19 protein-coding genes are annotated in these 12,317 nt (G+C 58.7%); all 19 read right to left on the bottom strand.

Translation table 11 applies throughout. From position 1 onward, the window contains the following. Positions 1-11: 11 nt before the first annotated feature. The gene (locus tag D3Z90_RS16005) at positions 12-341 is read right to left on the bottom strand and encodes a hypothetical protein (RefSeq protein WP_136476991.1); all 330 of its coding nucleotides are present in this window, start codon (positions 339-341) and stop codon (positions 12-14) included. Between the two features lie 39 nt (positions 342-380). Beyond that, entirely contained in the window at positions 381-881 is a 501-nt protein-coding gene (locus D3Z90_RS16010; protein WP_136476992.1) for a hypothetical protein, read from the bottom strand. Positions 882-936: 55 nt separating this feature from the next. Next, positions 937-1,323 (bottom strand): DUF3168 domain-containing protein, encoded by a 387-nt coding sequence (locus D3Z90_RS16015; protein WP_136476993.1) that lies wholly within the window; start codon positions 1,321-1,323, stop codon positions 937-939. Then, positions 1,316-1,891 carry an HK97-gp10 family putative phage morphogenesis protein gene (locus tag D3Z90_RS16020; RefSeq protein WP_136476994.1) on the bottom strand — a complete coding sequence of 192 codons (576 nt, stop codon included), beginning with the start codon at positions 1,889-1,891 and terminating at the stop codon, positions 1,316-1,318. Before D3Z90_RS16020 ends, D3Z90_RS16015 begins: the two co-directional genes overlap by 8 nt. 2 nt (positions 1,892-1,893) lie before the next feature. Then, entirely contained in the window at positions 1,894-2,064 is a 171-nt protein-coding gene (locus D3Z90_RS26830) for a hypothetical protein (protein ID WP_168198474.1), read from the bottom strand. A gap of 10 nt (positions 2,065-2,074) precedes the next feature. Further along, complete coding sequence (locus tag D3Z90_RS16025) at positions 2,075-2,401, bottom strand: phage head closure protein (RefSeq protein WP_136476995.1); 327 nt, start codon at positions 2,399-2,401, stop codon at positions 2,075-2,077. Continuing rightward, positions 2,398-2,739 carry a head-tail connector protein gene (locus tag D3Z90_RS16030; RefSeq protein ID WP_136476996.1) on the bottom strand — a complete coding sequence of 114 codons (342 nt, stop codon included), beginning with the start codon at positions 2,737-2,739 and terminating at the stop codon, positions 2,398-2,400. The genes D3Z90_RS16025 and D3Z90_RS16030 overlap by 4 nt, the downstream gene beginning before the upstream one ends. Before the next feature lie 3 nt (positions 2,740-2,742). Beyond that, a complete protein-coding gene (locus D3Z90_RS26835) occupies positions 2,743-3,276 on the bottom strand; it encodes a hypothetical protein (RefSeq protein ID WP_168198475.1) in 534 nt (177 codons plus the stop codon). A 48-nt stretch (positions 3,277-3,324) separates the two neighbouring features. Further along, the gene (locus tag D3Z90_RS16040) at positions 3,325-4,506 is read right to left on the bottom strand and encodes a phage major capsid protein (protein WP_136476997.1); all 1,182 of its coding nucleotides are present in this window, start codon (positions 4,504-4,506) and stop codon (positions 3,325-3,327) included. A gap of 2 nt (positions 4,507-4,508) precedes the next feature. After that, on the bottom strand, positions 4,509-5,366 hold the full coding sequence (locus D3Z90_RS16045) for a head maturation protease, ClpP-related (protein WP_136476998.1): 858 nt from the start codon (positions 5,364-5,366) through the stop codon (positions 4,509-4,511). Positions 5,367-5,369: 3 nt separating this feature from the next. Next, positions 5,370-6,680, bottom strand: a complete 1,311-nt coding sequence (locus D3Z90_RS16050; protein ID WP_136476999.1) for a phage portal protein — start codon at positions 6,678-6,680, stop codon at positions 5,370-5,372. A gap of 150 nt (positions 6,681-6,830) precedes the next feature. Next, on the bottom strand, positions 6,831-8,510 hold the full coding sequence (locus D3Z90_RS16055; protein ID WP_136477000.1) for a terminase large subunit: 1,680 nt from the start codon (positions 8,508-8,510) through the stop codon (positions 6,831-6,833). Positions 8,511-8,513: 3 nt separating this feature from the next. After that, complete coding sequence (locus tag D3Z90_RS16060) at positions 8,514-8,990, bottom strand: terminase small subunit (protein ID WP_136477001.1); 477 nt, start codon at positions 8,988-8,990, stop codon at positions 8,514-8,516. Positions 8,991-9,136: 146 nt separating this feature from the next. Then, complete coding sequence (locus D3Z90_RS16065; protein WP_136477002.1) at positions 9,137-9,475, bottom strand: HNH endonuclease; 339 nt, start codon at positions 9,473-9,475, stop codon at positions 9,137-9,139. Then, on the bottom strand, positions 9,475-10,167 hold the full coding sequence (locus D3Z90_RS27240) for a phage holin family protein (protein ID WP_371922208.1): 693 nt from the start codon (positions 10,165-10,167) through the stop codon (positions 9,475-9,477). Before D3Z90_RS27240 ends, D3Z90_RS16065 begins: the two co-directional genes overlap by 1 nt. Positions 10,168-10,842: 675 nt before the next feature. Then, a complete protein-coding gene (locus D3Z90_RS16085) occupies positions 10,843-11,223 on the bottom strand; it encodes a hypothetical protein (protein ID WP_136477006.1) in 381 nt (126 codons plus the stop codon). Positions 11,224-11,332: 109 nt separating this feature from the next. Continuing rightward, positions 11,333-11,722: an antiterminator Q family protein gene (locus D3Z90_RS16090; RefSeq protein ID WP_136477007.1), complete on the bottom strand. Its 390-nt coding sequence runs from the start codon at positions 11,720-11,722 to the stop codon at positions 11,333-11,335. Positions 11,723-11,729: 7 nt separating this feature from the next. Beyond that, positions 11,730-12,047, bottom strand: a complete 318-nt coding sequence (locus tag D3Z90_RS16095) for a hypothetical protein (protein WP_136477008.1) — start codon at positions 12,045-12,047, stop codon at positions 11,730-11,732. Continuing rightward, a complete protein-coding gene (locus tag D3Z90_RS26950; RefSeq protein ID WP_218571402.1) occupies positions 12,044-12,280 on the bottom strand; it encodes a hypothetical protein in 237 nt (78 codons plus the stop codon). Before D3Z90_RS26950 ends, D3Z90_RS16095 begins: the two co-directional genes overlap by 4 nt. Between the last annotated feature and the right edge of the window lie 37 nt (positions 12,281-12,317).

Consider the following 12,317-nt stretch of genomic DNA (forward strand, 5'->3'; position numbering starts at 1 on the left):
CTCGACGACGCTTACGCCTTCCCGGCTTCCGCGTTTCCCTTGTCGGCGCCCCGAGGGTTGTACAATGCCACCAGATAGGCGTTCACCTGGGTCGACACTTCGAGCACGCCAGCCTGCCAGACCTTCTCAGGGATGGCTTCGGCTGTCTTGCCTTCCAGGTCCGCACCAGCGGCGATGATGATCGCAACACCGTCCACGCTCAGGGCGGTGATCACCTGCGACGCACCGCGCAGCCCACCAAAGCGGGACTCGATAGCTCGCACTGCTTTCAGGGTAGGCACCAGGTCGAATGACTCCTCACCCACTTTTACGGTGACGGTGCCATGTAAGGTCTTGTTCATGGAACGCTTCCTGTGAAGCCGGGGCCGAAGCCCCGGGCATTATGGGGTGACGGGCGCCGGGAGCAGCTCGAGAATGTCAGAGTTGATGGCGATGGTGACGTTACGACGAACCACGTTGTCGGCACTGCCTGGGGCTACGGTGTTGTTCATCACCTTGCCGCGGAAGTAGAACGTCGTCGGTGCGACCACTGGCGAGGCGTCGGGATCGCCGTCGTTCAGGGTGATTTTGATGCTGTAATCGCCTTTGCCACGGTCCTTGTGCGCCACCTTAAGCGCCTTCTGTCCAAGGTCGCCGTTGTCCAGGCCAACAGCCAGAGTTAGGTCGCCAGCATCCGCCGTACCCTTATACTTGCGCACTCGACCATTACGCAGCGAGGTGAAGGTGACGCTGCTGAAGGTATCGCCGAATTCGCCAAGGTCTTCGACCTCGCCAATGTCGACGTAGGTGTCCGCCTTGTACTCGGTTTCTGTATCGGCACCGGTCTTGCCGCCGAGCGCGATACGGCAGCCGGCAGCTGTATTGAGGTTGTCTTCAGACATGGAGATGCCTCCAAAGGCACATTGGATAAAAGCCGCAGCGCGGCCGATGGTGGATTTAGTGAGTGGTGATCACGCGAACCGTGATTGAGCCTTGATAGGTCACGCCGTCGGCATCGCGCTGGGCGTCGGCCTGCTCGACACGAACTGAAACAGCGCGACCGGTCGAAAGCGGTAGCCTGCGTTCGTCCAGGGCATTGATGATCTCGCCATTGATGCGTTTGACCTCGGCCTGACCAATGGCGTCGGACCATACCGAGAGGTAGATCAGACGCTGCTCACGCTTGCGGCCTGCGATCGGACGAATGTTCGCCGAGACTTCGCGATCAATGGAGACATACGGCTTCGGCGTATTCATCGGCGCGCCATCAAAAATGGGACAACTGACTTCAGTCGCGAGCCGCGTAAACAGCGCTTCCTGCAGCGCTACCGATGGATCAGGCATTTCCCACCCCCTGGCTCGCTTTACGAAGCGTACGAGTGACCGCCGCTTCGATCTCTGCCAGGACGAACTCTCGGTTGACCTGCATCGCTGGCCTGAGCCAGGGATGTGCTGGCCGGGCCGGAATGTCCGGATACTTGCCGAAAAAGTTCGCGCCGTCGCTCTTGTTCTTCGTGTCCCGACGCCCCAGCCGATTCTTGCCCTTTAGCTGGGAGCGGTCCCGATTAGTTGTGTGGCTGCCCGATACGGCATCAGCATCGGCCCGATGGTAAACCTTGCCGGAATAGCCTTTTGTCCCGTACTCGATGAAACGCAGGTAGAAGTAGCGCTGGTTATTCAGCTTGCCGCGCAGGCCCACCTCGGCATTCAGGCCGCTGGACGAGACGAACGCGGTCAGCGCTGCAGCCGCTTCGCCCGTATCCTTAGGCACCAGGCTCTTCATCGTTTGCAGGATCCGGTCGGCGGCCTTCTGCATTGCTGGCTTGAGCTCGTTGTCCACGTTTTTGTGGATATTGCGCATCAGGCGCCGAAGCTTGAAATCGCCGGACATCCTGGAGCGGCGAACGGCCATGATTACTCCTTGGTCGATTCGACCTTGACTGGCTTATCGACCTTCTCAGTCACCTCTTCGGCGTAGCCGCGAGCAATCAACCCCTTGCCGACCTCAGCCGAAACCTCGAAGGCTTCACCTTTCTCGCGGTCGCCAACAGCGCCGGAGAGCACACCCAGTGCACGAATTTTCATGTTGTTTTCCTCATGGGTTTGGCACAGACGAGCAAAGCAGCCTCATCATCGTCCCGTAGTTGTCTGTTAATACGGCTTCGACTTTGTAGGTCGCGCCACGCCTAGTTAGCCGCCAGCCGACACAAACGTCTTCACGCGGTCTGGTGAGAATTTCAGCTGTTACAACAGCTTCCAATTGCTCAGCAACTGGCGAGACACGACCACTTGGCAGCCTGATTTCGGCCCACAACTCCGGAGGACTAGCAGCCAGCCACGTCTCATCAGCGCCGCCCGAACTGTTACGCACCTGCTTCGGATAGGTCACCTGGCAACGGTGTCGAAGGGGGCCTGCTCTCATATTCCCCACCCCACACGATGCGGCGTAAGAAGCGCGCGTGAACCCATGGGCATCTCAGTTGCGATGGTGCCGGTTACGACATCCTCACGGTTCGCGTAGAGATGACCAAGGTTCAGCAAGCAGGCCGCTTTAATGGAAGGATTGATTAGCATTGGTGAATCACCCGCCTCTCCTGCCGCGACAGCCTCTGCCATTGACTGCTCATCGACATAGAACCGACGATTCAGGTAATCCATTGCCTGCCCCTCCGCAGCTTCAACCAAAAGCTCCAGATACTCGTCATCATCATCAGGATCGCGAAGGTGATGCCGAGCGATGGTCAAGCTGATAACCGGCATGCCTTACTCCTTCAGCGGCTCGAGGGCTGCCAGCTTCCGCTGCACCAGCTCTTCGGCATGCCGGCGCGGCACTGAATAAGCAGGACCGCCGCGGCGACGCAGCTCGCCCTCGTCCATGTAGGATCGCATCGGGTAAATTTGAACAACTACAGGGTTGGGATTGACCACAAGATCCTCTCCGCCCACAAGTTGATCGGAGCCTTTGCCGCCATCAGTTGCCACCAATCCGACCTGGCCGGCACCTTCGCTGTCGTCGGCGCCAATAACTGGGGCATTGGTGTCGGCAGCCTGGTTGGTCGCAGCCGCATCCGTTTCGAAGCTCGAGCTTGCCTGGCCTACTGGGAGGCCCTGTCCGGTGCTATCCGCCAGGCCTGGATCAGTTGCCGGGGGTCCGTCCCCGCCAGAATTCGGCAAAGCCGCAGGGTCAGGCGAAGGAGACAGGCTGCCACCCTCGGGCTGAACAGTAGTGGGCTCAGTAGGCGATACATGATCTTTCACCTTTGCTGTGGATACTGGTGTTTCCTGTTTACGTGCCATGGAAGTACTCCAGTCGGGCGTCATTCCTGACGCCCTTTGCCAAAGAGATTAAGGAGTGATCAGCGGACCAGTGACGAACGCCTCATCGCGATAGATGGCAAAGGCCAGACGCTCTTCAGCGCGGATCGTTGCCATGTTGTTTTCGAAGTCCTTGTCGTTCTCGGTCGAGATCAGCACTTCGATCTCCATGCGATCGAAGATCTGAGCGCCGAGTTTGAAGGCGCCGACCAGGAAGTCGTTCTGTGTCATGGCCTGGGTAGAAACCACTGGGCGATTCCAAAGTTTCGCGTTGGTGCCGTCCTGAGGCTGGCCGATGATGTAACGGCCCTCCCCGTCCTTGGTCAGCTCGATGGCCGCCCAGTCGATCGGGTTGAGCACGATGCCGTCGGATGGGAACTCGGCCAGTTCGGCCTGCAGCAACGCGAGACGGAGCCGGTCAATGCGCTGCTCGCCGACAACGGCAACACCGGCCGGTGCCGCGTATAGCTGAGCCACGGTCATGAGGCCCTGCAGGTTTGCACCAGTGCCGCTGCCGTAAAGCAACTGCGCTTCTTCCGCCATGGTCAGACCGTAACGCGCGCGACCGTCGATGTAGCTCTGCAACGCCTTCGCGTCATCGAGCATCTGGCGGCTTGCTTTGAAGAGGTGGGCGATGGTGCGGACGTTGGCCGTTGCCAGAGCGAAAGTGAGATCGGAGTACGGCTTGGCGGTGTTTTCCGCGACGGGACGCGCACTGTTGGTGAAACCGGTCTCGCGGATATACTCGATCGAGTTCGATTCGGTGGAACCCGGCGCGACCAGGTCGCGGATGGTCAGCCGGCGTTGCGGCGGAGCAATGATCCCCGGCAAGCGCTGAGTCTGCACCAGGTCACCGCCAGTAGCGGTGGTGATGGCAGCCCGCGGTACTGAGACGCGACGCGAGCCACGGAAGGATGAGTTCATTTCTTGCATTTCTTCGCTCTCGATCACGAGAGCACCAACCGATTTCTGCGGCTCCTCCTGGTGACTACGATCCCGGTTTGCATTGACGAGCTTCTGCTCCGCCTCGCCCAGGCGTGCGCTGATTTCGCCCTGCTTGGTCAGCAGTTCATCCACCTTGGCGCGGGTTTCGGTGTTCATCTCACCCGAGGCCTTGATCTGTTTTTCGACCGCCTCGGCCTGGCTTTTAATTTGGTCACCAATACCCTTGAGGCTGGCGTTGAGTTCCTTGACTTGGGATTCAAAGTCCATGGTCAGTTTCCTTTCAAAGAATTGAGGAGGTTGGTTGCCGCGCTCAGAGAGGCGGAGAGGTCTGGCGCGACAGCGCTGGGCTTGTCGGTCGGGGCAGCGATATGCGTACCCCCGCCGGTAGCGCGAGGCATGCCGGACTTAAAACTGGCGAACAGTTCACGGCGCTCGGAGCGAGGCATGCCAGCCTTCGCCAGGGCTACATCCATGGCCTTGAGCGCATTGTTCTGGGCGGCTTCTTCAGTTTCCCGCTCGGTGATCTCAGTGGACGACAACAGTCCGGTAGCCAGGCCAAGCTCCACGGCACGCTTGCCGCGGATGTAAGTTTCGTCGTCCATCAGTTCGGCCATATCCTCCGCTGGCTGCCCGCCTGTCTCGGCATAGAGATCGGCCATCGCGGCATCGAACTCCTCCATGTCGTCGGCGATGCTTCGAAGGTAGTTGCGATTACCGGCGAGCCAGGTCCAGCAGTTGTGGATCATCAGGAAGGCGCTGCTGGCTACCTCTCGCTTAGTGCCCGCGAGGAAGACAATCGAAGCAGCGCTGGCCGCCATGCCGAGCACCTTAGTGGTGACTTCGTGACTGTGCTCCTGGAGGCGGTTGTAGATGGCGATGCCTTCGAACATGTCGCCGCCCGGCGAGTTGATATAGACGGTGACGTCACGCTCGCCGATGGCTCGCAGTGCTGCATCGATTCGCTTCAGCGTTACGCCCTCGCCATACCAGTCCTCACCGATGACGCCGTATACGGTGATGGTGTCCGAGGTGTTCTCGACGGCCGCCTGGATCGCGGGATTCCATTTATCGAGCGCGCGTGGGCTCATCTCGCTGCGTAGGCCGCGAGATTGGATTTTGTGTTTCATGGATTACTCCCGAGAGTTGCTTTCTGACTCTTTGAGCCAGTTCATCAGGGCTGCACGTGCCGCCTGCCCATCACTTTGATTTCCAAGCTGGTCGAGCGGCACCAGGTTCGATTGCACAGTCAGGATGTCTCCGCCTGGCTTGCTGGGCATGTTGTCCTTGCGACGCCCTTCATTGCGCGTGATGAAGCCGTTCTGAGCCATGGTGCTGAGGTATGCAGCACGACCTGTGCTGTCTGCTCGCAGGAATGCCTCCAGAGAGAACTCGGCGTAGAAATTGATTCGATCCACGGCAGTCATACAGCGCTTGTTCACACACTGCTCAATCGGGGCCGTGTAGGACATGATGCAATAGGTCAGGAAGGCAATCTGCTGCTGCTCCAGGCCAGTACCCCAGTTGCTGCCCTTGTCGGTCTTCATCACCATCCAAGGCGGCACGCCGAACCAGCGGCAGATCTCCTCAATGCTGTGTCCTCTCGACTCCAGCAACTGGGCGTCGGCTGGATTGATACCGATCATTTCCGGCTTCACGCCGGCCTCAAGCACTGGGCTGCGACCGGCGTTGAGCGCGCCGGAGATCGTCTTCACGTAATCACGAAACTCGACGCGCTGCGCTGGATTTAGGGTCTTGTCCACCGAGAACGCGACGGTGGGCATCATCCCGTTTTTAAACGTGTTGTTCGCGGCATCGTCAGCCGACATGGCCGAGCCAAACACGTCCGCGCCGTAACGGATCGCTGACAGACCTACCCTGCCATCCAGGGTGAATGCCGGAATGTGCAACATATTCTCGCGCAGGATCTCTCGACGAGCCCCCTTTCGCGGCTTGAAGAAGTACCTGAGTCGGCCATCGTCATCGAGTTCCAGCTCGATTCGCGAGGGCATCAGAAAGTCCAGGGCAATCACCCGCCCCGCGGCACGGTGTATCTCGCAGTAAGCATTGCCCCAAAGTAGCATCGAGGCGACGACAGCTTGCCAGAAGTGGAAGGCTGCCATGTCCTCGTTGGGGCTTGTATGCACCACGTCGTATAGCGCGAAGTCCCTTGCACTTTCGCGGCTGCCATCTGGCATACGCCGGTAGATGCTCAACGGCAAACCAGCAACCGATGTCGAGATGATCCGAACACACGCCCAAACTGTGGAGAGTCGCATGGCGTTGTCGACGCTGACCGACTTCCCACTGCTGGACTGAGCCCCGAGGAAGTTGCTCCAGAATCCGCCATCCGATAATCGAATGGATTTCCCGAGCCATCCATTCAGGTTGGCCGAAGGCTTGGCCGCTGCAGCGCCCAACGCCTGAGATAACGATTTAATCACTGCTCAATCCTCGGCGAATAAAGGCTGCGATGCAGAACAAACTCAGCGCCCCCGCCAACAAGGCCCAGCCAGTGCCGGCTAGCATCCAGACGCCAGCACAAGCCATACAGAAGGCCGCGAGCGAAACGAGGATGAAGTAATGGAATGCGTTCATGCGATCAATGGGTCTCGGATGCCAGCCATGAAGTTGTCCATTCCGCCTCGCCCTTCCGGGTTCAGACTGAGCAGCGAAACGGCGTTGAATGTGGCCATGAGCGGGTCAATCTTTGCTGTCCCTGATGCCTGCTTCGTAATCAAAAAAGCGTTGGCAGACGGGACACCTTTCGCGTTACCGCAGGCCCAAGCCATGAGCGGCTGGCCGCAGTGCAGCAATGCGCCTTCGGCGAGCTTACGTTCGGTCGTCTTGATTGCGCCGGTCAGCTTCCAGCCTTGGGAAATACCTACGATCTTGTCTTCCTCTACACCTGCATCTGCCAGGGCGTCGAGAACAGCGCCAATACCAGCTGGATCGAGGCCGACCTTATCCAACAAACCAGTTGCATTGACGCGAGCAACAATGGCCGCAAGTTGTTCGACGTCTTCACCGATGCGTTTGACGATCGTCAGATCTCCCGTCGCCTCAAGATCTCGCAAGCGAGGAGCTTCGGACTTGCGCCGCTCAAGGACCGATGGGTGCGCCCAAGCGTGAGCCCAGTGCAACCACCTACGAGTTCCAATCTCACGACCGAGAACAGCCAACCCGAGCAAGTCATCGAGGCCACCGCCGTCCCCGCCGATATCGACCACTTCGCACCGAGAGAGCAGTGCATCGAGCGTCAGACCAGCAAGCGACTGGGGTTCCCAGAATTCAGCGCCGACCCAGTTGTCGGACATCAGGGCCAGGCCGATTTCAATGTTGAGATGCTTGGCCAGGAAGCCACGTAGATCTGCTTCACCGTCGAGCTCCGCCTGCATGAAAAGGCGTTCTAGCGTCGGTCGGTCAACCGAATAACCCATGTTCGGGTTAACCAGGTGGAAATTCTCGGGTTTCCGTGCCTCACCGCTCTTGATCATCTCTTGCGAGAATTCATAGATGATCGGTAAGAACCGGTTGTCCTCGATACGGCCATCCCGCACGCCACGGGCATAGGAAAGCTTCGACCTGAACACGCCGGCCGGCGGTTCGTTTGACTGAGTTGTCAGCCAGATGATGAAGCCTTCCGGCCTGGACAGCAGACCACCAGTAGCTTCCCGGATCATGTCTGCCGCTTTCGGGTTCTTACCAAAGAGCCAGGCTTCGTCGATCAACACACCGACCGCTTTCTTGCCGCCTACCACGTCGCTGTCAGCAGCCACTACTTTTAGCGTGGCTCCCGTCTCACGATGGGTGATCAGCCGTAGGTGCGGCTGAACATGTAGAAGTGCTTTCAGCTCTTCATCGTTGTTGACCATGTCTTTGGCCGGTACGAATGAGTTGTCCGCAATCTCCTTGGTCGGCGCCAAGATGATGAATTCAGCTGACAGGCGCCAGTTGCGGATCAGCGCCGTTAGCATGATCCCCGCAGCGATGGTGGATTTACTGTTTTTTTTCGGGATACAGAGCATCACCTCCCGAATCAACCGCTCGCCGGTCTCGCTGTTGTAGCTGCCGAACACAGCTCCGGCGAAGGCCAACACCCAGGGGGCGCAGGAGGCTTCGATTGTCGGGCTGCCAGGGGCATCGACAATCTTCAGGCCCTTGAAAACCTCAAGGCTAGCTTCTGCCTCATCAGGAAATAGCGGCTCTGGAATGATCGACTCGCCCGCAGCCAGCCGCCGCCACCAGTCTGGGCAGGCGGTAGTCCATTGCATGAGTTACCCCTTGACGACAGAGAGTGGCGGCTTGCCTTGCGCGTATCGCCCCTTGCCCACCTCCTTGGCAGCATCCTGGCGGGCTTCCTTCTTACCCTGATCTGCCATCTTGCCGTGCACGTAGGGCATGAGCGCCTTGGCGGCATCCACTCGTAGCTTCGGTTCGGCAGACTGCTCGTTCATCACTGCAACCAGGAAGTCGCGAGGATCGTCGAACTCGGCGAAAACCAACGCATCGTCAGGCGTCTCCGCTGGAGCCGGCGAGTTAACTTTCCCTGCAGCTTTAACCTCGGTCGAGGAAGCGGTCTTTACCCTGGACTTGCGAGCGAGGTAGGCAGTGACGTCGGGGTCCTTCGCAAGCTTCGAGCCCGCCTGCGACGCGGTTTTCTCGGAATAGCCAGCTGAAATAGCTGCGTCTCTTTTCGAGGCGCCCGACTGCAAAGCGTCAGCAAACCGGCGCTTTTTGTCGGTTAAAGCCATGGTTAACTTTTCCGTAAATTGGGAAAAAATGTGTGCGTGAGGTCGAGGGCGGTCTAGCTAGGCAGGAACTCTAAGCTTTAACACCCCCTACCCTGTGTGGCACGTCACTGCCGCCAACGACTCATTCTCAGCGCCTCAGCCGACCTTCAGCCTGCCAGGCCTGCAGCTTCCTCGGCCTGCTTCACCGAGTCGTGGCAGGACCTGCAGAGTGGCTGCCAATTGGTCTGATTCCAGAACAGATCCTGATCACCACGGTGCGGGATGATGTGGTCAACCACGCTGGCCGCGGCAGTCAGCCCGCCCCGCGCGCAGTACACGCACAACGGGTTGTCGAGCAGGTAGCGCTCACGCGCCTTCTGCCACTTGTAGCCGTAGCCCCGCTGAGTGCTAGTTTTGTCGCTTCGCCAGCTTCCTGGGGTGATGGTCTTAAGGCGGGAGCCCGAGCCTTCCTTCACCCGAGAGCCAAGCGTCTTGAGCCTGGCCATCAACCTTCAACCTTGCGACTAGCCCACTTCTGCGCCAAAGCCCGGATCTGGTCCACTCCCAACAGCCCGATGAAAGCTGCAGAGAACAACGTCCAGGCAACGTTGAGCCCCATTGCGTTGATGCCCAAGCCAATCAGCATGATCAGCAAAGCACCGAACGCCGCCTCCAGAATCGTGGCGATCATGCTCTTGCGCTCGCTGTACAGACGAATGCGGATGTATGACAGAACAAAGGTCAGCCCCATAACAAGGCCGTACTCACGCAAAGCTGTCATGAAGGTAATCCACAGGTCAGGGTTCTTATCTGGCATTTTGGGCATCTCAGTGCCCTCTCGGGGCTGGTGATAGGTCCGGCTCACACAGCACTCCCAGCTAGGCGCGATGGGAATGGTGGAGCCGAAAACGAAAAAGCCCGCACTGGGCGGGCATTCAGAATATGTGAAAGGATCAGGCGCCCGATTCAGGGTCGCTTGCAGGCCCGCGGCGGGGTTCGTTGGCGTTATCCCCCTGATTACCCGCGGGCGAATCGGCCTCAGGACCATTGGCTCGACGACTAGTGCCTGATTCCGGATGCTCGCTTGACACTGAATTATTGGCCTCCACGTCAGAAAGCTCTTCTTCGACAGGTGTCGCATCATCCGGCGGCAGAGGAATCTCAGACTCTCTACGCCGAGGATCTTGACCGGCTTCATTGTCCGTCGTGCGGGTTACACCCTGCTGTGACCTGTTGCCAGGTGCATTCTCGTCAATTTCCATGCTGGCTCTCCGCTCTAGTGCGCGGGATATCCACGCTTAAAATTGAGAGGTACCAAGGAAGCGGTGAGTGCCTGGCATTGGACGAACGGTCGTCAACAAAAACCCGGCGCGGTGGCCGGGTTCTTCTCATCAACGCCTGTCGTCAGAGAGCGGTGTTTGCTCATCTGCCTCAGGCGTGACCCGCTTAGATGGATCATCCCAGTCTACTGGGCGCTCCTTATCGGGACTTTTCAACGGATCGTACTTTTTAGGATCATCTGGATCCAGCGTAGGCTCATCCGTTCCTGGCTCGGGCCTGGAAGGAACAGAGCCTTGCGCTTGGTCTTCAAAACTCGAATCGGTAGACATACGCACCTCACCAATCGAGGTCCAGCTTATCTGGGCCGTATTGGTTTGAAGCTAAAGGGGTCGCTGCGTGCATTCGAGTGGATGAACGGACACCAAAAAACCCGACACTTGGGCGCGCCCCCCAGAAACTCATCGCGTACCCGATCAGGGAGTGCACGGCATTGATCAACGCCACGACCGACTAAGCCGGGCTGCACGGGCGCGTCATCCGAAGAAGCAAAAAAGCCCCAGAACGGGCTGGGGCTATCTATTTGCTGAAAGTCCTACCGGCCAAGCGTCTCAGCGTAACGATCAAGTCTGTCCACGAAACTGAGCAACTCGTCATCCGCAACTATGTACATGAACACAGAATCGCCGCTCTTGGAGGGCCCCACACGATAACGAAGGTTGTAGTCAAACGGCCCCGCTTCCGTTGGGATGACTAGACGTGCAGAACAATCAGAGACCTTGGTAGCTTCATCCACCTGAACTTGCGCTGGTTTCACCAGTTTCATGTCGGTGTAGAGATCGCGGGCTGCACTGCCCTCTCCCAGCGAATGAATGATGCCTGGCCGAACACTTGGCGCATCACAAGGTGTCGCCGCTGTCTCGCAGCCAACTAACACCATAGATAGAACGGTAGCGAGTAACAGGTGCAATCTCATTATGAAGCTTCCTTGCCTATGGGTTGCGCCGGGGCTTTCAGATACCACGTGACGTTGCAAGCTGGACACGCTGCTATGAAAGCAGGTGTTTATCCGCGCGGAAAGCTTTTTATGCAGCTTCGCGCAATTGCTCAAGAGCGCAATCGATCCAAGCCACGCCAGTGTTGATCAGCTCGCGGGCTTTGGCTTCACCCATATTGTGCTCGCGGGCGATCCGCAGCGCCGGCCACTTGGCACCGAAGTACAGCCAGACGAAACCTCCCATCTGCTGGTTGCGTTTGTTCAGCCTTGCTACGGCGCCGTCCACCGCCAGAGCGAGGTCGTCCGTGATCACGTACTGCTTGAGCCCTCCTTCCGCAGGGGCATGCTCCCTCATGAGCGCATAGAGCGGGCAGACGTACCGAGGCACGCCCATGCCATCCATGCGCCACCACCCCCACTGTTCCAGCATGTATGCAGTGTCACCCAAGGCCTTATCGACATAGGTTCGTTTTTTCATGTGTGCCTCAATCCCCGGTGTAATTAATGCCGCCGGCGCCCAGCCGGTTGCCTTCCTGATACAGCGCCTCCGGCCCAGTGGCCCGAGGGTGCTTCAATTCGTTGATGTGTCGCTGCGCAGCCTGCAAGCGAAGACCCAGTTGCGTGACCAGCTCTTCCAATGGCAGAGCCTCACCGGTCACTGCTGCTACCCAGCCAGAGGCATTGCAGGCGACACAGGCCAGCTCATAAAACATGCTCTTGGTGACCGCTTTCCCCCTGCAGGTCGGGCACTGAGCCAGCTCGATCAATTCCTTCTTGAAGGCCGGGCCGTGCCTCTTCATCAATCGACCACCTTCAGCCCCTGGGCCCGCAGCGACTTTTCGGCCACCTCTCGCGCCCAATCCCCATCCGGGTCGCCCATCTGGACAGAAAACGGATTAGTGATGCGCAGAGTTTCGCGAGAGACCCGCCAAGCTTCCCAGCGAACAACGTATTGGGCAGCCCGATCACCGGAGCAACAGCCGGAACAGTCCAGAATGTAATCGCCCGCCGGGCCAACCTCTGGCTCCCAGCGCATACCGCTCGGGACTGGATAGCGCTCCTCGAACTGGGCG

The sequence above is a fragment of the Pseudomonas sp. DG56-2 genome (assembly GCF_004803755.1).
Taxonomy (GTDB): domain Bacteria; phylum Pseudomonadota; class Gammaproteobacteria; order Pseudomonadales; family Pseudomonadaceae; genus Aquipseudomonas; species Aquipseudomonas auratipiscis.